The sequence below is a fragment of the Metabacillus halosaccharovorans genome, assembly GCF_002019635.1.
GTDB classification, from domain to species: Bacteria; Bacillota; Bacilli; order Bacillales; family Bacillaceae; genus Metabacillus; species Metabacillus halosaccharovorans.
Genome location: NZ_KV917371.1, coordinates 1,414,052 through 1,436,471 on the forward strand (window position 1 = coordinate 1,414,052; position 22,420 = coordinate 1,436,471).

Here is a 22,420-nt window from a genome sequence, read left to right on the forward strand (position 1 = left end):
AGGCTTTTGTCTTCCCTATGAGCTGCACAAAATTCCCCTTCCGATTATGTTATTAAGATTGAAGATGAAGGGTTGGCAAACAACGCTGGTTGGAGCATCGCCCAAGTATTCATCCATTGAGACATTGGGGAAACGAATACAGCCACAAAAGGTGCTACTTTCTGCATCGACCACCATTCCCTTTCAAAAGGATGATAATCTCCTTATCAATTTAGATAATATGGCGATGTAATATAAAGATATTGATTTTTATATTGGTGGAAGAGGGGGATGGGAATATACAAGGCTTCTAAAACCTGAGCATCTTAAAATTACAACTAGTCTCGAAGATATTCTAGGTTAAATTAATTTTGCACGGGGCAGTTTTTTTGTGTTGACTTCATTTATATTTTAGATAACTAATGATAGATTACTTATTTTCTACTTCATTTATATTAAAAAAATTAGGCATAACTATTAATTTTTGTTTTTACTACCTCTCTTTTATGGAATCTAGCTATTATGTCCAAACTCACTTATTCCTTTTCCATATACTAATAAAAAGGGAGGTGAGAGAGTGAGTAAAAATAAGAATAGTTCTTCGCGTAAGGATGAAGAGAACGTGAGTATTAATGAGCATAGTTCGTTATGTAAAGATATAGCAAAAATAGAATCAGCACACCAAGAGTGTATTGACCGTGCTTATCGTATTCCCATATTTTTAAGTACCACAACACATTTAAATGACAACCAACAACGGTTTCTAAACCGGCTAATTTTAGAGATTGAGAATGCATTGCTTTTTCCACGTACATTACCATTAAGCGAAAGTTATCCCGAATCCATTTTAACTGATATTCGTCGGTTAGTTTCATCAAGCTATGGTATGTTGGCAGTTAACCTTCGTCGTTTTGAAATTCAAACTGTTGATGTCAATGCCGGTCCCCTTCCACCATCCACTCCATTCTGGACAGGATCTGTTTATTCACAAGTAGAACCTTCTATGGCTTTTCAATTTGGTCTCCCCTTATTATTAGTAAGGGAAGAAGATACTGATGCAAATAATGGAATTTGGGCAGGAGGAATTGCCCCACTCAACCTATTTATAGTTTGGCATTCTGAAACTCAAACTGTAGATCAATTCTTTAACACTCCTGAATGGAGATCAGCCTTTGCAAATTGGAGTGCACAAGTAAGAAATGCTTTTTATATACAGACAGAGCCTCAGTTCAAGTACAGATGTGAATGATAACCTGATACTCTAGCAAAAAGTCGAAAATAGACAAGGTTTTGCTCACCTTTCTAAATTTCCGACTTTTTTCACATGAAAACAAAATAATTTACTTCATAGTTTTGGGTACTTCTATCAACTGACGAATTACTTTCATTAATTGAGTTGTTCTTGAGAAATTCACTTACATTACATTTGTTGTTAATTATGGTATGGTTCTCCACGTTATATCTAAATGAGGAAATGAATTGGAATGACTCTATCAAACATACTAAACTCTACCTATTTTCCAAACCTTTTGCGATAACCGCATTTTCTACATAGTTCCTCCACTGCCACTCTTTGTGAAAAACCATCTACAAGGTTTTTTGCTCTATCCATCTCGATAATATCAGAAAATGAATGATCATTAATATTTCCAAGATTGATAACACCTTCACCATCTAGACAACAAGGAATAACAGTTCCATTTGCTAAAATACCTGCTTGATTTCGCAGGCCATAGCAGAAGCCCTTGCCATCATCTTCTTCTTCATGTAACGCAGGCCACTGAAACTCGTAATCTTGATTGATAAAGATACGATCCGCAATCTTCACACCGCTTCCAGGAACGACCTTCTCTTCAATTTTGTAATCTAACTCAAATTCGTTCTCAATCATTTCTAGTAAATCTCTATTTCGTTTTCTTTCAATGTTCGTCACATTATCTTGTGTAAGATTCCATAATCTTAGCGAAATAATCATGTCTGATTGGCTCGTTGCTTCTTTAATAAAAGAAAGAATACTTCTCACATACCCTTCCTTATCTTTAGAACCAATATGACCATCAAAGCTATGGAGTGAGAAGTTCATTTGTCTAAGCGCAGGCTTATTTAATAATTTTTCTCTTTTTTTATTAATTAATGTTCCATTTGTTGTGATATTAACTTTAAATCCCTTTTCATGACTTAAGTCTAACAATTGGTCTATTTTAGGGTGGAGCAGCGGCTCACCTTTCACATGTAAATAAATGTAGTCTGTGTGTGGTTTTATTTGGTCTAATCTCTTAGAAAAATCCTCCACAGAAATGAATTGCTTCTGTCGTTCCGTTGGCGGACAAAAGCTGCATGCAAGATTACATACACTTGTAATCTCTAAGTAAAACTTCTTAAATTTTTTCACCATCAATTCCTCACTTCTTTGACTACTTAAAACAATCTAAACTATTATTCTACCACTATTACAGCATATTTTTTTATAAATGCATACATGCTTATTAAAAGAAACTGTCATTACCTATATACCTTCATTTGTAGAGAAAAAGATGATTAAAAGGATTTATAAGGACTAAAAAAGTACAAGCACAATAAAATACGAGGTCCTACCTAAATATATAGACAGGACCTCGTATTTTTATTTCAACATTGTCGTCTTTAAAAACTCCTGAGTTCTCTCCTCTTTCGGATGGTTGAAAAATTGCTCAGGGTTGCCGCGCTCAATAATTTTCCCATCGTGCATGTACACAATCCAATCCGCTACTTCTCTAGCAAATCCCATTTCATGGGTGACAACAACCATCGTCATTCCTTCTTCAGCTAATTCTTTCATGGTTTTTAAAACCTCTCCCACAAGCTCGGGGTCGAGTGCAGAAGTAGGCTCATCAAAAAGCATAATGTCTGGTTCCATCGCAAGCGCCCTCGCAATTGCCACCCGTTGCTTTTGCCCGCCTGATAGTTTACTAGGATAGACATCTGACTTATCCTCCAAACCTACTTTATTCAGTAATTGTTTTGCTTTGAGGATTGCCTTCTTCTTTTCAACGCCTTTTACTGTTATAGGAGCCTCGATAATATTTTCCAAAACAGTTTTGTGTGGGAATAAGTTGAAATGTTGAAATACCATGCCTATCTTTTCCCTAATCTTATTGAGGTTATCAGTACCTGGGTCTACCTCATTTCCTTCAATTATTATATTGCCGTTATCCTTTTTTTCTAAAAAGTTCAAACAGCGAAGGAGGGTACTTTTCCCTGAGCCGCTCGCTCCTACTAAACAAACGACATCACTTTCGAAAACTGTCATATTGATATTTTTTAATACATGTAGATCTCCAAATGATTTATTCAATTGATTTATCTTGATCATTTCCTTTGTGCTCAATGTCCTCGCCTCCTATCTATCGCTTACTGCTAATTTCAGTTCAAATCTTTTTACTAGGAATGTCATTAGCGCTACTAGTAATAAATAGTATATTGCTACAATGAGTAAATAGGTCATTTCGTCAAAATTATTGGACCCTAGTGTTGTTGCCACATTGAACAGCTCATTCATCGAGATAAATGCGGCTAATGAAGAATCTTTTAAGCCTATGATAAATTGGTTGCCTAAAGGCGGCAGCGCCCGACGGAATGCCTGCGGAAGAATAATCCTCCTTAATGTCAGTGCTTTTGTCATCCCCAAAGAGCGTCCTGCCTCCATCTGACCTTTGTCGACTGCCTGAATCGCTCCTCGAAGGATTTCAGAAATATAGGCCCCATTATGTAACGCCAGTGCAAATGAAGCAGCCCAGAAGTCAGGAAGCAGGAAAATCCCACTAATTCCGAAGTAGAGGATAAATATTTGAACAATCAGTGGTGTTCCGCGGACCAAATAGACATATGTATCTGAAATAAGTTCTAGTATTTTTATTTTAGAGATTTTTAATAAAGCAAAGAAAAGTCCGATAACAATTCCGAGTAAGATCGAAACAACTGTCAGCTCTAATGTTAAAAGCATAGCTTTTAAGAATACACCTTTTGTTTCTGTTAGTACGTCGAAAAAATGTGAAAAACTTGGCAATGTACCTACTTCCTTTCTTTCCATGGTGTTGATTTATTCCGGTTTATTGGTAATGTCCTCACCAAAATATTTGATACTAATCCGAGTAAGTGTTCCATTTTCCCGGAGTTTTTCCAGTGATTCGTTTATTCGCTTCAATAGTTTTGGATTATCCTTAGGCAGCACAATCGCTTGTTCACTACGATTAATTATCTGCTGTCCTTTAATCTTAAACCCTTCCTTTGCAGCACTTTTTCCGGTGACAAAATCTGTAATTACCGCATCATGTCGTCCGCTGCTTAACGCTTTTAAAGCTGTAATATCGCTGTCATATGTTTTTATTTTGTCTGTATACTCGGAAGCTGTATCGGCATAAGTCGAACCTTTTGCTACAGCTACTTCTTTTCCTGCTAAATCTTTGGCAGTCTTAATTTGACTGTCAGGTCTGGTGAAAATTTGCGGTCCAGAATAATAGTAGGGGGTAGAAAAGGAGACATGTTTGCTCCGCTGCGGATTAATCGTATGGCTGGCAACAGCTGCATCCGCACGGCCTGTTTTTACTCCTTCTACTATCCCTTTGAATTTGATTCGCTTCTGAACCGGCTCAAGACCCATTTCTTTTGCAATGGCTTCGCCAACCTCAATATCAAAGCCTGACATGGTGAGATCATCATTTATATAACTAAATGGCTTAAACTCACCAGAAGCAGCAAAAACAAATTGATTTTTATGTATTAGTTTAGATCCGTCGGCAAGCTCCTCCTTCTCAGCACAAGCAGATAAAAGGCAGATCATGATAAAACTGAAAACCAATATTAACTTTCTATTCAACCACATGTTGGCTATCAATCCCTTTCCCTCTCTATATTTCTCCAATACCCCTAGCTAGGTATCTTACTTTGAAAATAAATACCCCATTAATTTCCCGACTAAACAAAAAGAGTGTCAGGCAACTTTAAAGGGCCTGACACTCTTTTTATAACACATAAAATTTGTTTTAAGGTAGTTTCGTAGTTGGGTACCATCTTCCTTTTTTATTGCTACAGGTAGAAAGATTGAAAGAAAGCTCGTTTACTTCATGGATATTTTTGAGATAACAAAAAGAATGAAAGCCGTCCATCTCACTTCTTTTTCAATAAGAATAATGGTCCTTAAATAAGTAACTAGCGAAAGGAAAATAAGCGGAGTTTTACCGGTTATTTTCAGAATGGAGCTCGTTTCGGGGTAAATAAGGGGAGGTTTTCCGATTATGCGAAGCAGAATTCCCCATTTTCACATTTTCCGAGTAAATAGGCGGAATCTTTCCGTCTATTTACTCTATTTTTTATTATATTTACGAATTAAGTGGAATTCTTCCGTCTATTTTTCAGATCGGGCACTTAACCTGATCTCCCAACCGATAAGAGCGGATCCTCTTAATCCCAGATGCGGGAATCAACATTTTTTTATCGACTAGTTGAGAAAGTACTTTTTTTACCGTCTTATCACTTAGCTTCATATACATCTCGATTTCTTTAGGGGATATGGATTCTCCTTTTCGAATGACTAGCCGAAGTACTTCCTTTTCAACAATGGACAAAGATGTTTGATCCAGTTTATCACCCAGCCACTGGCCAATCGCTTGCTGAACAATCTGCTGGCATCGGCGAGGCTTCTCTTTCACTTGGTCAAAAGAAAAGCGGATCACGGTCCATCCGTCAATCACCAACTGATTTTGGCGTTCCAGGTTGTCAGAAAATTTCCATCTGCTTATGTTCTTTAGGTGAGGGCCATACCCGTCGACCTCAAGGCAAATCCGGATGCCGGGACGAATATATGCAAAATCCAAATATCTTTTGCCATCCTTGAAATCATCGACTTCATATTCTGGATGAAGATACTTGAAGTGGTAAAATATTGGCCACCACACTTGCTTCAAAAACAACATTTCAGCCTGATCATGCCCTTCTTGTAAGCGCCTTAACCGTTCACCGGTTCTTGCCTGTAAGTGAGCATTCAAAAAGGCCTGATATTCTTCTTCAAATCCCATAGGATACCTCCTCCTATCCAATGGTCATGTCCTCGATTCTTCTACTACCATATAGAACATACATATTCGACGCCACGAATGAATCATCTTTATTATTTATTCATTTGAACTTCGGACCGATTTTTAAAATTAATGAGTGTTAATAAGGGTGAAAACAGAGGTTTATTGTGGCTTCAATTGGAGAAAGTAAGAAGCTTAGTAGCTACTAGGCAATATAGGGAAGAATTTGAGGATATAACTATTTTTAGTTTATTAAAATTCTTACATTTGTCAATCCGTTTTCTTTATCTTTCGCAATACCATTTTTATCAGTTGTATTTCCGTAAAGAGGCTGGGACAAAACTAAAATGTTCATTACTAATGACGAATAATTTTGGTTAGAATAGGCCCTTAATAGAAAAAATCCGAACTAATTCAACATTCTAATCGTAGAATCATGAATTATAGTTCGGATTTTTCTTTGGCTAAAATACTTTTGTCCCAGCCTCTTTGGCAAAAAAACATTATTTACTTATGGTACGGTTCACCCCGATTAATCCGAAAAGTCCGATAAACCTGCTCCAACAATATCAACCGCATCAATTGATGAGGAAATGTCATCTTCGAGAAAGAAAGACTATCATTTGATCTCTTCATAACAGCTGAACTTAACCCTAGTGATCCACCTATAACAAACGCAACCTTGCTTTTTCCATATGTAGCAAGCTGATCTAGATCCTTTGCCAGCTGCTCAGATGATTTCATCTTTCCTTCAATAGCTAATGCAATAACATGTGTGTCATCACTAATCTTGCTTAGTATTCTTTCTCCCTCTTTTTCCTTTACTTGCTCCATTTCGATTTCACTTAGGTTTTCCGGAGCTTTTTCATCTGGTAATTCAATGATTTCCATCTTTGCGTATGATGTTAAACGCTTTAAGTATTCGTCGATTCCTTGTTTTAAATATTTCTCTTTTAGCTTTCCAATTGTAATGATTGAAATGTTCATTTTTGTTTCCCCACTCTAAATTTGTTTATCCACAGAACTTATCCACAATATTTAAAATTTATCCACAATAATGATTGTAACTATTCTCCAACTACATATATAGCTGGTCTTTCGCATATTTGGCATCTTGTGGATAACTTTCCATCATCGTCAATTTTTTCTATTTCTGGTGCCGTTTCTTTTTCATCTACATACATATCTATAGCTAATTCAATATGTTCTTCACAACAATACATTTTCTTATATCCTCCTTATCCACATGTGGATAGTTTATTATTTAGTTTACCCTTAAAGGTTGTCCACAACCAGTAAAAAAAAGAGAGCTAATTTTTAGCTCCCCATCATGTTCTCTTCTGCTAACTTCATCTTACCAGACATCTTTTCACCGTTTCGATAGTAGATCACTTCAACTGAGTCACCGACATCCTGATCATAAAGAGCTTTTCGTAGTTCTATAATATCTTTTACTTTCTCACCTGCAAATTCTGTGATCACATCAAACTCCTGTAACCCTGCTTGAGCTGCTGGCGATACTGGAACAACACTCATCACGATGACACCATCTGTAACATCTTCAGATAACTTTAATGTTTGTTCTTTGTGATAACTGGAAACTTCATTCAGTGATCTCATACCAATTCCTAAAAACGGGCGCCTTACTTCACTGTATTTTTCAAGATCCTCGATAATTGGGATGGCATGATTTGCAGGTATTGAAAGCCCGATACCTTCTACCGCTGATTGAGCTATTTTCATGGAGTTAATCCCAATTACTTTTCCATCTAAATTGATAAGGGCCCCACCGCTGTTTCCTGGATTGATTGCTGCATCTGTTTGCAGGACTTCTGCATTCCAATCTACCTGACCGTCTCCATTTTCATCTATAGGAATCGCTCTCTCTGTCCCTGAAATAATCCCTTGTGTCACTGAACCGGAAAACTGCAGTCCAAGTGGATTTCCAATGGCAATAACAGGTTCACCAGGCTTAACTGCATCTGAATCACCAAACTCAGCTACTTTCTTAACCTTTTCACTATCCACTCTTAACACTGCTAAATCAGTTAAAGCATCACTACCTAAAATTTCAGCAGGGACTCTAGTTCCATCACTAAGACTGATTTCAACTTGTGATGCTCCTTCAATAACATGGTGATTTGTGACGACAAAGGCGTTTTTCCCTTCTTTTTTATAAATAACACCTGAGCCGGTACCAGCTTCACCTGTTTCATTCCAGAAACCGGCTTCCTGGAGATTGACAACACCTACAACTGCATCTGATACATTATCTACAATGTCTGTAATAGCAGAATTCACATTGACCGATACATTTTTGGTTAATCCAGTTTGATTATCAGTGCCATTTTCTTGTTCTGTTGCCTCTTCACCAAGTTCCATATCATACGGAACAATTCTGGACAGAGCAGGAATAGCAAAATACATGAGCAATGCTCCTAATATTGCTCCGACGAATCCTGCTAAAAACCAGCCTCCCCGGTTTCCTTTTTGCCTTTTGGCATTATCATTCTCATAATCTTGATCATAATAGCCCATTATGCTCACCATTCCTTTCAAACACATCTTGAATAGTGTTTACTTAATCAACATTATTCTCTTGCTGTATGAAAATTAACCAAGATGATTACGATATTATGAAATTTAAATTGCTACAAGTGTAGTTGGGGTTGTTGGGTCTGTATCATATAAGTCAAACTGTTCACCAGTGATGAAGCCTTTACCGGCTAATGTTTGTTCAACAGACATTCTCGCTAAATCCTTCATGTTGTTATCTTTGCTTAAATGAGCTAAATAAATTCGTTTTGTTGAATCTCCGATAACATCCATCATAGCTATTGCTGCATCTTCATTTGAAACATGTCCCACATCACTTAAAATGCGTCGTTTAATGCTCCAAGGGTAGTGACCCATTTGAAGCATTGAGACATCATGATTGCTCTCAAAAACAAAGGCATCTGCATTACGGATTGTGCCCTTCATTTTATCACTAACATAGCCTGTGTCTGTAATTAATGCAAGCTTCTTCCCCTCATGATGAAAAGCAAAAAACATCGGCTCTGCTGCATCATGTGAAACTCCAAATGATTCTATATCTAATGAACCGAATGTTTTCACTGAACCGGTCTGGAAAACAAATTTTTGATCAGTTGAAATTTCTCCGATTAATCCATTCATAGCTTGCCATGTTTTTTCATTTGCATAGATTGGAAGTTTGTGTTTTCTGGCTAGTACACCTAGTCCCTTAATATGATCACTATGTTCATGTGTAACCAAAATACCTGAAAGATTTTTTATATCTCTACCGATTTGCTCAAATAAGTTTGTCATTTGTTTTCCGCTTAATCCGGCATCAACTAAAAATGCTTGACCATTTGCTTCAACATATATAGCATTCCCCGTACTACCGCTCGCAAGTACACTAAACTGCAAGCTCATATTCGTCACTCCTCTATTCCCTATTCCGTTAATTGTAAAACATCCCCCTCTAAGGCATTCACATAAAAATCTTCACTCTCTTCATCTTCCTTTTCAACAGTAAGATGCCAGGTCGGTGCTAAGATTTGTTGGTTAGAAAGAGGGCTGTGGGTATAGTATCCATACTCTATCAATACTACTTTACTATTTGACGATAAATAATTTTTATTATATAAAGCTTCGATTGCCTTTAAAGCGGTAATAGCCGCTTCTTTCTCTTCAACTTCTTTTATTTGCTCTAACATGGATTGCTCATAGCTAATAATTTCATTATCTTCATTAAGATGCAAAACAACCATTCCGATATGATCATCTTTTGATTGAAAAATAGTTCGACTATTATAACTCTGAATACAGATTATAGAATTCATTTCTTCATCTGTATACCAATAATGATAAAGCTCACCAGAAATAATATTATCATTTAGGAATTGTGTAATTTTACTCTCTGTGTTAACATCCGGCAATGGAAAAGGCTTATCCAATAACATGTTCAGCGTTCGAAATGATTGATCTTCTTCAAAATTCACATTAGGAAGTTCAATTGTTTGACCTTTCAGTTTTGCTACTTCTTCTATAGTAAAATCCTTACTCTTTGCTGTAATATAAAAGCTATTATTGATATCATCGGGTAAGTCATCAGGATATTCAATTCCCTCTGCAGCCAGCCTTTCCTCAATCGTTGCCTCTTGAATAATCGCATAATCGGATTTATCTTGCAGCTCAAAGAATTCCATTGCTAAATAGATATCTAAGATAAGAAAGGCAAGGATAAAAATGGTCTTTGTTTTACTCCAATCCACTTTTATCACCCCTTTGCTGGCCGTCTATTTTTAAAACTCTTCCATCTTGCAATTCAACACACCAATATGGAGTAATTTTCACAAACCGTTGATCAGTTTCTCCTCCTAATTCATACATGATATACATATCTTTAACTTCCTTTATATCAATGGATGAGTCCTGGGATAGTGTATTAACCAATTCATGTCCCGACATTAATGTTACTGTGTAATTATTTGTTGGTATGTTTTTCATAAGTTGATAAGATGGACGTTTATAAATAGATATTTCATTTTGACTCCATTGTTGAGAGATAATCGTTGGTCCGAAAAATTCCTCATCTGATTCAAATACAGGAATGGATTGGATAGACATAATATATTTAATTTCTTGATTCAGCTCATTTATCTTATATAAAATATAATCATCTGTCCAACCACCATGATCATTTAAATAATCAATACTTTGGCTGACGAGAGCACTGCTTTCAAGAAAGCTCGTATCTCTCAGTGTAGGATTCACGAATTCAACCTTATGCTCGCTTGAATGAAGGTTTAGCTCCCTCCAGCTATCTGTATAGCGATTTCTTAATGAATTGACATCTTGTTTTACATTTTGAGGATTACTAAATAACGCATTTTTAAAAGCAGAGCCATCAATTTCATCTGTAACATATTCGAAGCTATCGACCTTCACTTCATTTTCAGGTAATAAAATTTCAACATTTCCTTCTTCACCATAAGCAAAGAATGGAGATAATTCATTTCTTTGCTTATAAATTTCTGCGACAAATTCATTAGCATCTGTAAGATTAACAGAAGTTTCAACAATTTTTTGCGTATTACTTGACACAAAATATACCTTTTGAACTTCCTTTTCCTGTGGAACATTTAAATAGATTCGATCAAATGTAATATCTAAAGCTGGTTCTGTCTCCCACTTAAACATTGTAGCAAATGTTTCAAAGGGGATCACATCAAGAAATCGAAGTTCTATTTTAGCTTCATCATTCCCATGTACCCAACTTGTAAAGTCTTCCTTTGTAAAGGTACGGGAAATCCGGTCACTACTTAAACTATAATCCCATTTTTGCATTTCCGACCAGAGGTTATTTATATATTGATTATCAAACGTACTGTAATGTTGCTGAGATGTATGCAGAAATAGCTTATTTGGTTTTATGACCTGGTATAGCTCTCGTTCCTGATTACTAAGAGGAACACTTTCAACAAAACTATTATTTTGAAGTTCTTCAAAAGGCGGTTGTGAATTCCATAAATTCCATGTGAAAAATAAACTAACAGCAACTAATATTGTTAATAGCACACTTTTTATTGACTCTTTATTCATTCCCACTCATCCTCTTGTTCCGGATTGTATGGCAGAGTAAAGAATACAGTTGTTCCTGAACCTTCCTTACTTTGTGCCCATATATCTCCTCCATGTGCTTGAACCATTTCTTTTGCAATCGCTAAACCTAAGCCTGTTCCTCCCAACTTACGAGTTCGAGCTTTATCTACACGGTAGAAACGATCAAAGATTTTATTAACACTATCCTTTGGAATCCCAACACCTTCATCTCTCACTCGAATTTGAATTTCTGAAGGGAGAATATCAATGGTGAAAGTTACCTTTCCGCCTTCTGGAGAGTACTTCAATGCGTTAGAAATAATATTATCCAGCACCTGAGTAATTTTATCTGTATCTATCTCAACATAAAGAGGTTCTTTTGGGATATTTCGAATAAATGTAACGTGTTGAGATATTGTCATCTCAAATCGATCAATAATTTTCTGGAAGAAATCCGTAAAATTAATCCAGTCTTTTGTTAACTGATAATCTGTTCGATCAAGCTTTGATAACTGTAATAAATCATTGACTAGGCGAATCATTCGCTCGGTCTCTGTTTGGGTCACATGCAAAAATTGTGGTGCAATCTCTTGATCCTTCCATGCGCCATCTGCTAATGCTTCTAAATAACTTCTCATTGTTGTAAGAGGAGTACGCAGCTCATGTGATACATTGGCAACAAACTCTCTTCTTTCCTGATCAATCTTCTCTTGTTCTGTAATATCATATAAAACGGCAATTAAGCCATCTGTTTTACCCATTTCTTTTTGAATAACTGAAAAGCTGACTCGTAAAATAAACGGACGTTCATCTGTTCCTGTATCCAACACCAGTGATTCTTGCTCATCAATTAAGCTCTCGAATGTATACTCATCACTGATTCCCAGTAACTCTGTAATCGTTGCTTGCTGTACCGTTCCACGTGAAACATTTAGCATTTCTAATGCAGGATTATTAATTAGAATGACTCGACCCTCACGATTTGTTGCAATAACACCATCAGTCATATGAGCTATTACAGACGCTAATTTTTTCCGTTCACCTTCTGTCGTTGCTTGTGCATCTTCCAGCTTTTCTGTTAAATAGTTAAAGGTAATCGCAAGTTGACCAATCTCATCTTCTCCATATACTTTTACTTTTCTCGAGAAATTACCGTTGGCTAACTCGATTGCCTGCTTTCTCATATCAGACATTGGTCTAGTAATCGTTCTTGCCAAAAATATACCCAGTGCTGCAGTAATTGCTAAAGAAATCACAGTACCTGCCGCTAGTATTTTGTTTATAATACTCATTTGTGTAAAGACTTCTTCCATCGAGGCCATAACATACACTGCACCAATTGTTTGGTTATTATGGTTCACAGGAACCGTAATAATCCGAACACGGCTGTTTGTCTCGTTATGAAAGCCTAGTCCCGTATAATCAAGTCCTACTAATGCGCGACGAACAGACTCTTCTGTTGTTTTCTTCCCTACTACATCCTGATTACTACTAGAGGTAGCGATAACAGTTTTATTTATATCAATGACACGAACCTCTCTGATCTCCTCTGTTACGAAGTCCCGGAAAATTGACATAATTTCACTGTTAACGGTCTTCCCATCTGTGTATTCTTTAGGGTCTCGGGACATTTCCTGCTCGATATTATAAACCAACAGGCTAACTCGTTTTGTTAGGGAAGTCTCGAAGTTGGTTTTTAAGGATGTTTCCAATTCTTTCACAAAATAAACACCAATAATTTGCATCGCTAACATGATTAGGAGTACATAAACAGTAACAAACTTAAAATGAATAGATTGAAAAAACCTTACTCTTTTCATGTCTTTAATCCTGTTCTGATTGCTTTAAGTAATAGCCTACTCCACGTCTAGTTACGATCCAGGTCGGATGGCTCGGATTATCTTCGATTTTTTCCCTTAAGCGTCGAACAGTGACATCGACTGTTCTTACATCACCAAAATAATCATAGCCCCATACTGTTTGTAATAGATGCTCACGTGTCATAACCTGTCCAATATGTTGTGCAAGATAATGGAGCAACTCAAACTCACGATGCGTTAATTCAATTGTTTCTCCTCTTTTTGATACAACATACGCGTCAGGATGAATAACAAGTGATCCAATTGAAATTTCATTTGATGCGCCTTTTGTTTCATTTGATTCATTTGCTTGCTGTCTACGTAGGTTTGCTTTTACCCTAGCCAATAATTCCCGCGTGCTAAATGGCTTTGTTACATAATCATCAGCACCTAATTCCAGACCGAGTACTTTATCAATCTCAGAATCCTTTGCGGTTAACATAATGATTGGCATTTCATGTTTTTTTCTCACTTCTCGACAGACTTCCATTCCATCTTTGTTTGGTAGCATAATGTCCAGTAAGATAAGATCGGGATTTATTTCTTCAACCATTTCTATTGCCTGATTTCCATCATATGCACAGTAAACCGCATAACCTTCTTTTTTAAGGTTAAATTGTAAAATATCTGCAATCGGTTTTTCATCATCTACAACTAATATCTTCTTTTCCATATTCTCGCCCCTTTAGTTTATATGTCCCATATATTTATCTTACGTTTGATTTCTAAGTATTAAGGATATGTGATAATCACATCTATTTAAATGTACCATGTTCAAAGAATAGAATCATCTTTTTCAAAGATTCCCTTCTATATTTAGTTTACTATAGGTTTACCTGTGGTATAAAAATAATAATAACTTAAATAGAAAAAAGGGACTGACCAAAATAGTAAGTGTGTCAGACCCTTTCTATCATTTTATTATAAGTAGTCTTGAGGATTTTTGAGGTTTCCATCTTCATAAACTTCAAAGTGAAGGTGAATTCCTGTCGAATTTCCTGTTGACCCCATCACACCCAGCTTCTGTCCTTGTGATACAACTTGTCCAACACTGACAGAGATCGAGCTCAAATGTGCATAAACAGTTTTCATTCCGTTGTTATGATCAATGACAACTTTATTTCCATAACCGCCATTATATCCTGCTGATATAACCGTTCCGTTATCTGCAGCTTTTATTGTACGATCACTAGGTCTCGCTATATCAATTCCCTTATGTAGCTTGCCCCATCGCTGTCCAAGTCCACTGGAAATATAACCACCTACCGCCGGCCATGCCAGATCACCGGTTCCTCTTGAAGGAATGATCTTCGTACCTTTTATAATAATTTCGTTCACTGGTTCCTTTAGTACTTTTTCAGATAATACCTCTTGCTTTATCTCAGAACCATTTTGTTTTGTCATACTATAATGAACCAAGCTTTCTCCATTTTCACCTTCTTGAGAAACTTTCTCTTCTCCCTTAGGCATGGAGTCATCTTCTTTTATTTCAGTTTTATAAGCAATCGATTCCTTCTCAGAAACTTCCTCTTTTACTTGAACCATTACATATGGCTGTAACTCAGTTACATTTAAAAATTCACCTGGTTTAATAACCGAATCTTCTTTAAGTTCAGAATTAAGTTCTAAAAGCTCTTCAAGAGAAAGATCATGTTTAGATGCAATTTCACCCAGAACATCATTCTCCTGCACCTCATATTTCTTGTCAACAGGGGTTCCTTTTTCTAGAAGATTTAATCCTTGCTCAGACGTCATAATCTTATCAGGTACTACTTTTTTGGTTTCCATTGTAACATCTTCTGTAAATGAAACCTCGGTAATGCGGGATTGCCCCTCTTCAAGTGCAGGTAACTGTTGGTTCACTTGACGTGAAGCTAATTCATCTAAAACATCCTTTGAAACAAATTTCTGTTTATATTCTTCTAACACCATCTCAGCATTAGACTGGTCTTGAAAAGCTGCGACTTCTTGACCATTGATGCTCAAGACAGTCCCTTCCACTACAACATCAAGCTCTTTTCCCAAATTCGCCACAACTTCTGCATTATTAAAAACAGGTCGAAACATTTTTTCAGGAATGATCTCAATATCTTCGACTGTTAGTTGAAAATCTTTATATTTATCTATTACTTTATTAATTTTTGATTTACTAAGCTCTTCTATAACATCTTGATTATCAACTGTCCCCATATACTTACCCTCATGATAGATATGGTAAACAGACACTAAAGAATCTTCAGCTTGAGCATGAACCCCAAAGATTAAGGTTGTCGCTAAAACTATACCCATAGTAAGCTTTTTAAAAGGTGAACGCTTTTTTACTGGTTTTCTTTCATCCAGCGCTCTAATAGAACGTTTAAACAATGGTATTTCCTCCTAAATCTATTAAGTAGAGCACGTTTAAATGTCTACTTCTCTGAATTTACTCTTAAATACCGACAAAATTCACGTCATTTTACCCTTTACTAATTTAACACAGAATCTTTAATCGTACGGTTATTTCATCAAATTGTAATACTACTGTATTATTGGATACAATTTTTGGTTATATTGTCGCATCATGGCATACTAAAATTTTCAAAAAGAAAAGACATGAATCTAAAGATTCATGTCTTTTGAGTGGCTCGGGACGGAATCGAACCGCCGACACATGGATTTTCAGTCCATTGCTCTACCAACTGAGCTACCGAGCCATACTAAGTATACGGCTTCCACTAAGCTTCGAATCTCTTCGTCAGCTCCATCGCTCACATCCTCACGTATGGTCATACGCTCCGGTGCTCGCTCAGTCGCTTCCTCGACCTTCTCGCTTATTGAAACCCTCTTACTCTTAAATTAATAACCACTATGTAAAGTTTAAATCATAATATGTAAATGGCGGTCCGGACGGGACTCGAACCCGCGACCTCCTGCGTGACAGGCAGGCATTCTAACCAACTGAACTACCGGACCATTTTTTATATGTTTAGATTAAAATAATGGTGACCCATACGGGATTCGAACCCGTGTTACCGCCGTGAAAGGGCGGTGTCTTAACCGCTTGACCAATGGGCCACTGTTTTTGAAAAAACAATGGTGAGCCATGAAGGACTCGAACCTTCGACCCTCTGATTAAAAGTCAGATGCTCTACCAACTGAGCTAATGGCTCATTTTATAATGAGAAGTACAACCTAGTCTTTCACTTGTTATAGACGCCCAAATCTCAGAAAGTTTAGTCAAGGTGCAGCTCAATTTGTACGCTGATGTATCGCTTCGCAGTTTACTCGATCGTGCTCTACCAACTGAGCTAATGGCTCATTTCACAATGATTTGTTTCCTAACAGGACGTGATCTATCATAACATCATCTAAACTACTTTACAACATATTTTTTATAAAAATATATTTTTTTATAAAAATAAAAAGAGGAGGGACACATATCCCTCCCACTATACTTAGCTATACACGCTGCGAATAACGTTTGTTTGTGAACGATCTGGTCCAACAGAAAAGATAGATAATGGAATTCCTGTAAGTTGAGAGATACGTTCAATATAATGTCTAGCATTTGCAGGTAATTCACTTAGATTACGTACACCTGTAATATCCTCTGTCCAGCCTGGTAATTCCTCATATACTGGTTCACATTCTGCTAAGACTTTTAAGCTTGCAGGATACTCGTTGATTGTTTCACCTTTATATTTATAGGCAACACAGATTTTTAATGTTTCAATACCTGTTAACACATCAATAGAGTTTAGTGAAAGATCTGTTAATCCACTCACACGTCTTGCATGACGGACAACAACACTATCAAACCAGCCTACACGACGTGGACGTCCAGTTGTTGTTCCATATTCACGACCAACTTCACGGATTTGATGACCAATCTCATCATTAAGCTCTGTAGGGAATGGGCCATCTCCTACACGAGTAGTATATGCTTTTGACACACCTACAACATGATTGATTTTTGTTGGTCCAACACCAGAACCGATTGTTACTCCTCCGGCAACCGGATTTGATGATGTAACAAATGGATATGTACCTTGATCAATGTCCAGCATAACTCCTTGTGCACCTTCAAATAGAACACGACGTCCTTCATCTAAAGCATCGTTTAGAACTACTGAAGTATCTACAACATAATTCTTAAACTGTTGACCATATTCATAATATTCATCCAGAATTTCCTCAACTGTAAAACCTTCAACTTCATAGAATTTTTCTAAAAGGCGGTTTTTCTCTTGAAGTGCTCTGGAAAGCTTTTCTTCAAATACATCACGCTCTAATAAATCAGAAATACGAATTCCAACACGAGCCGCTTTATCCATATAAGCCGGACCGATTCCTTTTTTCGTTGTTCCAATCTTATTAGCACCTTTGCGCTCTTCCTCTACTTCATCTAATTTTAGATGATAAGGTAAGATAACATGCGCACGATTGCTGATGCGTAAATTATCTGTTGTAACTCCACGTTCATGTAAATAAGCAAGTTCTTGTACCAGTGCTTTTGGATCAACAACCATTCCGTTTCCAATTACGCAAATTTTATCTTTATAAAAAATCCCTGATGGAATCAAATGAAGCTTGTATGTTTCTCCATCAAATTTAATCGTATGACCTGCATTGTTACCACCTTGGTAACGAGCAATAACCTCTGCATTTTCAGAAAGGAAATCTGTAATCTTTCCTTTACCTTCATCTCCCCATTGAGTTCCAACAACTACTACTGAAGACATTCCGTGCACCTCCGTAATTTCGCACTATTCAAACATGTATATTTTAACAATCACAGAATTGAAAGTCAATGTAAATACGAACAATATTAAAAAGAATCACTGTATTTGTTCGTAAATTCAACACATATGTAGGAAGAATCTTTCTACTCTGTTTTCTAAATTGTTTTTTTTAAACCCAGGTCTAGTGTTTCCAATTAAATATAAATACATTAGGAAAAATTAAGTTATTATCAATTTCTATAGTAGTACAAAAAAGGAGATCGCTCTATGCAATCTCCTTTTTACGCTGGAACACCTTCATCATCAAATCGCCGTTCCAGATTAACGAACTTATTATATTCTTTTACGAATGCTAACGAACATGTACCAACAGGGCCGTTACGTTGCTTTGCAATAATGATTTCAATAATATTTTTGTTTTCGGATTCCTTATCATAGTAGTCATCACGATATAGGAAGGCAACAATATCTGCATCCTGCTCAATACTTCCTGATTCACGAATATCAGACATCATCGGACGTTTATCCTGACGTTGCTCAACTCCACGCGATAACTGTGATAATGCAATAACAGGCACTTTTAATTCACGAGCTAATTCTTTAAGTGAACGGGAAATTTCTGATACCTCTTGTTGACGGTTATCTGTACGGCCGTTTCCTTGAATCAATTGAAGATAGTCAATTAAGACCATTCCAAGTCCGCTTTCCTGCTTTAGTCTACGACATTTAGCACGAATATCACCAACTCGAATACCAGGTGTATCATCAATATAGATTCCAGAATCAGAGAGACTTCCCATTGCCATTGTAAGCTTACCCCAGTCTTCCGCTGTTAAAGATCCTGTTCTTAATCTCTGTGCATCAATATTTCCTTCTGCACATAGCATCCTCATCACAAGCTGATCTGCACCCATCTCAAGACTGAATATGGCTACATTTTCATCTGTCTTTGTTGCTACGTTTTGAGCAATATTCAAAGCAAAGGCTGTTTTACCAACAGATGGACGAGCCGCTACAATGATGAGATCGTTTCGCTGAAACCCGGCTGTCATTCTATCTAATTCTATAAATCCTGTTGGAATACCTGTAACATCACCTTTTCGGTCATGAAGGGTTTCAATATTATCATAGGTTTGTACAAGTACATCTTTAATGTTCTGAAAGGCACCGGCGTTTTTCCGCTGTGCAACCTCCATAATCGTCTTTTCGGCTTCACTGAGTAAGACTTCAACCTCATCTTCTCTGCTATATCCATCCTGTGCAATAGTAGTAGCTGTACGAATCAGTCTTCTTAAAATTGATTTTTCCTCAACGATTTTCCCGTAGTACTCTATATTTGCAGCTGTTGGTGCTGAGTTTGCCAAATCACTAAGATAGGAAACTCCACCTACTTCTTCTAGTAAATTTACATCAGCTAATTCAGAAGTTACCGTCACTAAATCTACCGGCTCACCTTTGTCTGAAAGCTCAAGCATCGCATTATATATTTTCTGATGGGCAGCACGATAAAAATCATCAGGAATTAATAGCTCTGATGCTAAAGTAAGAGAGGATGGTTGTAGAAAAATAGCTCCTAAAACAGCCTGTTCAGCCTCTATATTTTGTGGTGGAATACGATCACCAAGTAACTCGTTAATGATGATCACCGTCCTTTAAGTTTATAGTAATCTATTACTAAGGATAAAAAAAAAGTGGCTCCGCTTCAAGACAAATTTCACTCTTTCCACCAAACCACAACCATTACCAACATTTACTTACTGTTCTTTTACATGGACTTTAATCGTTGCACTTACTTCTGGATGAAGCTTAGCAGGGACATTTGTATACCCTAGTGCACGAATACCATCTGGTAAATCTAATTTACGTTTATCAAGTTTAATACTATGGGTTTTCTTCAGCTCATCAGCAATTTGCTTGCTTGTTACAGAGCCGAATAAACGACCGCCTTCACCTGATTTTGCTTGTATTTCAACCGTTAATTTTTCAAGATCAAGCTTTAGTTGCTGCATTTGTTCCAGTTCTTCTATCGCTTCCTGCTCTACTTTTTTCTTTTGTGCATTTAATGAACTAATACTTGCGTTTGTTGCTTCTACTGCAAGGCCTTGCTTGATTAAAAAATTATGTGCATAGCCGTCAGCAACATTTTTTACTTCTCCTTTTTTCCCTTTACCTTTAACATCTTTTAAAAAGATTACCTTCATGATTTTGTTCCTCCTTCTAGATAGTCTTCTAATGTTAATTTTAATCTATTTTCTGCTTCTTGTAACGTCGTATGCTGCATTTGAGTTGCTGCATTTGTTAAATGACCGCCCCCATCAAGAGCTTCCATAATGATTTGTACATTCACATCTCCCAATGATCTGGCACTAATACTTATCATTTCCTCATTACGTTTCGCAATAACAAATGAGGCCTCAATACCATTCATTGTTAGTAACGTATCTGCAGCTTGTGCAATCGTTACTTGCTCATAAAAATCATGATCCTCCGCAACTGTTATAGCAATTCCTTCTTTAAAAATTGAGGCATTCTGAATGAGCTTAGCACGCTTTACATAGCTTGTAATGTCTTCTTTTAAGAATTTTTGTACTAATACTGTGTCAGCACCTTTTGCTCTTAAATAGGAGGCTGCATCAAATGTACGTGAACCGGTACGAAGTGTAAAGCTTTTTGTATCTACAATAATACCCGCTAATAAGGCCGTCGCTTCAATCATATTTACTTTTAAGTGCTTCGGCTGATATTCCAATAGTTCTGTTACTAACTCTGCTGTAGAAGAAGCGTATGGCTCCATATAGACAAGTATCGGATCCTTTATAAACTCTTCTCCCCTTCTATGGTGATCAATGACAATGACATGCTCACTTCTTGATAAAACTCTTTCATCAATGACTAATGATGGTTTATGAGTATCTACCACAATTAAAAGTGTATCATCTGTCATGATTTCCAGTGCCTGCTCCGGAGTAATAAACCTTGACCATAGTTCCGGATGTAATTTAACTTCAGCAAATAATTGTTCTACACCTGAATCAAGTGCATCCGGATCTAAAATTATAAATCCTTCTTTTTCATTTACTTGTGAAACCTTCAATATTCCAATAGCCGAACCGATTGCATCCATATCAGGATATTTATGGCCCATGATCATGACTTTATCACTTTCAGTCACAATTTCCTTTAAAGCATGGGAAATCACCCGTGCACGAACTCTGGTCCGCTTTTCCATTGGATTTGTTTTGCCACCAAAGAACTTCACCTTTCCATTTTGCTGCTTGATGGCTACCTGATCTCCTCCACGCCCTAATGCAAGGTCTAGACTTGATTGGGCTAAATCACCAAGCTCTTGCAAAGAAGATACACCAGAGCCTACTCCAATACTCAATGTTAGCGAAACATTATGGATCGTCGTTTTCTCACGTACTTCGTCTAATATTGAGAACTTTGTTTTCATTAATTTTGTTAAAATATCCTCGTTTAATACTCCGATAAATCTTTCGGAAGAGGTTCTTTTAAGAAAGACACCATAATCCTTTGCCCATTTATTTAATAGTGATGTTACCTCACTATTTATTGCACTTCTTGTTTGATCATCCATCCCTTGAGTGACCTCATCATAATTATCCAGGAAAATAAAGGCTAAAGCTGTTCGTTCATCTTCATATTGCTTTTCAATCTCGATTTGCTCAGTAACATCAAAGAAATAGATTAAACGCTCTTCTCTTTTAATGATTACCCTAAATTCCCTTTCATACAATGCTATTGTATCTGACTCAACTTCTTGTTTTATCAATGGGACTAAAGAATCGGCAAGATCAAAGAGTGACCTGCCAACAAGAGTATCCTCATCAAAACAAGACGTCATAAAGGGATTCGACCATTCAATTTGAAATTGATCATTAAAAAGCATAATTCCGATTGGCATTTCCATTAATGCTTCTTCGCCCACTTTTTTCAACCGATATGAAAGCGTTGTTATGTATTCCTCCATCTCTGCTTTAAAATCTGAAAGAGCTCGTTTAATAAAATAAAGGACAGTGGCTAGAATAACCAATAAAATAGATCCAAAGATCCAATTATAAAAAGATAAAAAAAGTACTGCTATCACTGTTACGCCAATCAATGCATAAATAGGATAACGGATTAATGGTTTTTCATAAAAACTTGGCATGCTGTTTTCATCAACTCCTCGCAACAG

General features: G+C 36.7%; 20 protein-coding genes and 4 tRNA genes. 1 reads left to right on the forward strand and 23 read right to left on the reverse strand.

What is annotated here, in order from left to right; all coding sequences use genetic code 11:
• Window positions 1–44: 44 nt before the first annotated feature.
• Window positions 45–167 (reverse strand): hypothetical protein, encoded by a 123-nt coding sequence (locus BK577_RS26585; protein WP_281252553.1) that lies wholly within the window; start codon window positions 165–167, stop codon window positions 45–47.
• 434 nt (window positions 168–601) lie between these two features.
• On the opposite strand from BK577_RS26585, the gene BK577_RS06445 reads away from it, so the two are divergent.
• Window positions 602–1,228 carry a hypothetical protein gene (locus BK577_RS06445; RefSeq protein WP_078433479.1) on the forward strand — a complete coding sequence of 209 codons (627 nt, stop codon included), beginning with the start codon at window positions 602–604 and terminating at the stop codon, window positions 1,226–1,228.
• Between the two features lie 264 nt (window positions 1,229–1,492).
• On the opposite strand, the gene BK577_RS06450 is transcribed toward BK577_RS06445, so the two are convergent.
• From BK577_RS06450 to BK577_RS06555, 22 genes are all read right to left on the reverse strand, one after another.
• Window positions 1,493–2,371 carry a radical SAM/SPASM domain-containing protein gene (locus BK577_RS06450; RefSeq protein WP_078433480.1) on the reverse strand — a complete coding sequence of 293 codons (879 nt, stop codon included), beginning with the start codon at window positions 2,369–2,371 and terminating at the stop codon, window positions 1,493–1,495.
• Window positions 2,372–2,602: 231 nt separating this feature from the next.
• Window positions 2,603–3,346, reverse strand: a complete 744-nt coding sequence (locus BK577_RS06455) for an amino acid ABC transporter ATP-binding protein (RefSeq protein ID WP_139367277.1) — start codon at window positions 3,344–3,346, stop codon at window positions 2,603–2,605.
• Window positions 3,347–3,358: 12 nt separating this feature from the next.
• A complete protein-coding gene (locus BK577_RS06460) occupies window positions 3,359–4,024 on the reverse strand; it encodes an amino acid ABC transporter permease (RefSeq protein WP_078432178.1) in 666 nt (221 codons plus the stop codon).
• A 33-nt stretch (window positions 4,025–4,057) separates the two neighbouring features.
• Complete coding sequence (locus BK577_RS06465) at window positions 4,058–4,840, reverse strand: transporter substrate-binding domain-containing protein (protein ID WP_078433482.1); 783 nt, start codon at window positions 4,838–4,840, stop codon at window positions 4,058–4,060.
• Window positions 4,841–5,369: 529 nt separating this feature from the next.
• On the reverse strand, window positions 5,370–6,032 hold the full coding sequence (locus BK577_RS06470) for a hypothetical protein (RefSeq protein ID WP_078432179.1): 663 nt from the start codon (window positions 6,030–6,032) through the stop codon (window positions 5,370–5,372).
• Between the two features lie 507 nt (window positions 6,033–6,539).
• Complete coding sequence (rlmH, locus tag BK577_RS06475; protein ID WP_078432180.1) at window positions 6,540–7,019, reverse strand: 23S rRNA (pseudouridine(1915)-N(3))-methyltransferase RlmH; 480 nt, start codon at window positions 7,017–7,019, stop codon at window positions 6,540–6,542.
• A gap of 80 nt (window positions 7,020–7,099) precedes the next feature.
• A complete protein-coding gene (locus tag BK577_RS06480) occupies window positions 7,100–7,255 on the reverse strand; it encodes a CxxH/CxxC protein (protein ID WP_078432181.1) in 156 nt (51 codons plus the stop codon).
• Window positions 7,256–7,349: 94 nt separating this feature from the next.
• On the reverse strand, window positions 7,350–8,570 hold the full coding sequence (locus BK577_RS06485) for a S1C family serine protease (protein ID WP_078432182.1): 1,221 nt from the start codon (window positions 8,568–8,570) through the stop codon (window positions 7,350–7,352).
• Window positions 8,571–8,675: 105 nt separating this feature from the next.
• Window positions 8,676–9,470, reverse strand: a complete 795-nt coding sequence (locus BK577_RS06490; RefSeq protein WP_078432183.1) for an MBL fold metallo-hydrolase — start codon at window positions 9,468–9,470, stop codon at window positions 8,676–8,678.
• A 20-nt stretch (window positions 9,471–9,490) separates the two neighbouring features.
• On the reverse strand, window positions 9,491–10,312 hold the full coding sequence (locus BK577_RS06495) for a two-component system regulatory protein YycI (protein ID WP_078432184.1): 822 nt from the start codon (window positions 10,310–10,312) through the stop codon (window positions 9,491–9,493).
• Complete coding sequence (locus tag BK577_RS06500) at window positions 10,299–11,642, reverse strand: YycH family regulatory protein (RefSeq protein WP_078432185.1); 1,344 nt, start codon at window positions 11,640–11,642, stop codon at window positions 10,299–10,301. Before BK577_RS06500 ends, BK577_RS06495 begins: the two co-directional genes overlap by 14 nt.
• Window positions 11,639–13,462 carry a cell wall metabolism sensor histidine kinase WalK gene (gene walK, locus BK577_RS06505; RefSeq protein WP_078432186.1) on the reverse strand — a complete coding sequence of 608 codons (1,824 nt, stop codon included), beginning with the start codon at window positions 13,460–13,462 and terminating at the stop codon, window positions 11,639–11,641. Before walK ends, BK577_RS06500 begins: the two co-directional genes overlap by 4 nt.
• 4 nt (window positions 13,463–13,466) lie before the next feature.
• A complete protein-coding gene (yycF, locus tag BK577_RS06510; protein ID WP_078432187.1) occupies window positions 13,467–14,174 on the reverse strand; it encodes a response regulator YycF in 708 nt (235 codons plus the stop codon).
• A 248-nt stretch (window positions 14,175–14,422) separates the two neighbouring features.
• The gene (locus BK577_RS06515) at window positions 14,423–15,865 is read right to left on the reverse strand and encodes a peptidoglycan DD-metalloendopeptidase family protein (RefSeq protein WP_245823442.1); all 1,443 of its coding nucleotides are present in this window, start codon (window positions 15,863–15,865) and stop codon (window positions 14,423–14,425) included.
• A gap of 256 nt (window positions 15,866–16,121) precedes the next feature.
• A tRNA-Phe gene (locus BK577_RS06520) sits at window positions 16,122–16,194 on the reverse strand.
• A gap of 182 nt (window positions 16,195–16,376) precedes the next feature.
• Window positions 16,377–16,453: transfer RNA gene (locus BK577_RS06525), tRNA-Asp, on the reverse strand.
• 27 nt (window positions 16,454–16,480) lie between these two features.
• Window positions 16,481–16,555, reverse strand: a tRNA-Glu gene (locus BK577_RS06530).
• 19 nt (window positions 16,556–16,574) lie between these two features.
• A tRNA-Lys gene (locus BK577_RS06535) sits at window positions 16,575–16,650 on the reverse strand.
• Window positions 16,651–16,935: 285 nt separating this feature from the next.
• Complete coding sequence (locus tag BK577_RS06540) at window positions 16,936–18,222, reverse strand: adenylosuccinate synthase (RefSeq protein WP_078432188.1); 1,287 nt, start codon at window positions 18,220–18,222, stop codon at window positions 16,936–16,938.
• A 281-nt stretch (window positions 18,223–18,503) separates the two neighbouring features.
• On the reverse strand, window positions 18,504–19,859 hold the full coding sequence (dnaB, locus tag BK577_RS06545) for a replicative DNA helicase (protein WP_078433484.1): 1,356 nt from the start codon (window positions 19,857–19,859) through the stop codon (window positions 18,504–18,506).
• Window positions 19,860–19,976: 117 nt separating this feature from the next.
• On the reverse strand, window positions 19,977–20,423 hold the full coding sequence (gene rplI / locus BK577_RS06550) for a 50S ribosomal protein L9 (protein WP_078432189.1): 447 nt from the start codon (window positions 20,421–20,423) through the stop codon (window positions 19,977–19,979).
• Window positions 20,420–22,393, reverse strand: coding sequence for a DHH family phosphoesterase (locus BK577_RS06555; RefSeq protein WP_078432190.1), 1,974 nt, complete (start codon window positions 22,391–22,393; stop codon window positions 20,420–20,422). The genes rplI and BK577_RS06555 overlap by 4 nt, the downstream gene beginning before the upstream one ends.
• Window positions 22,394–22,420: the final 27 nt, after the last annotated feature.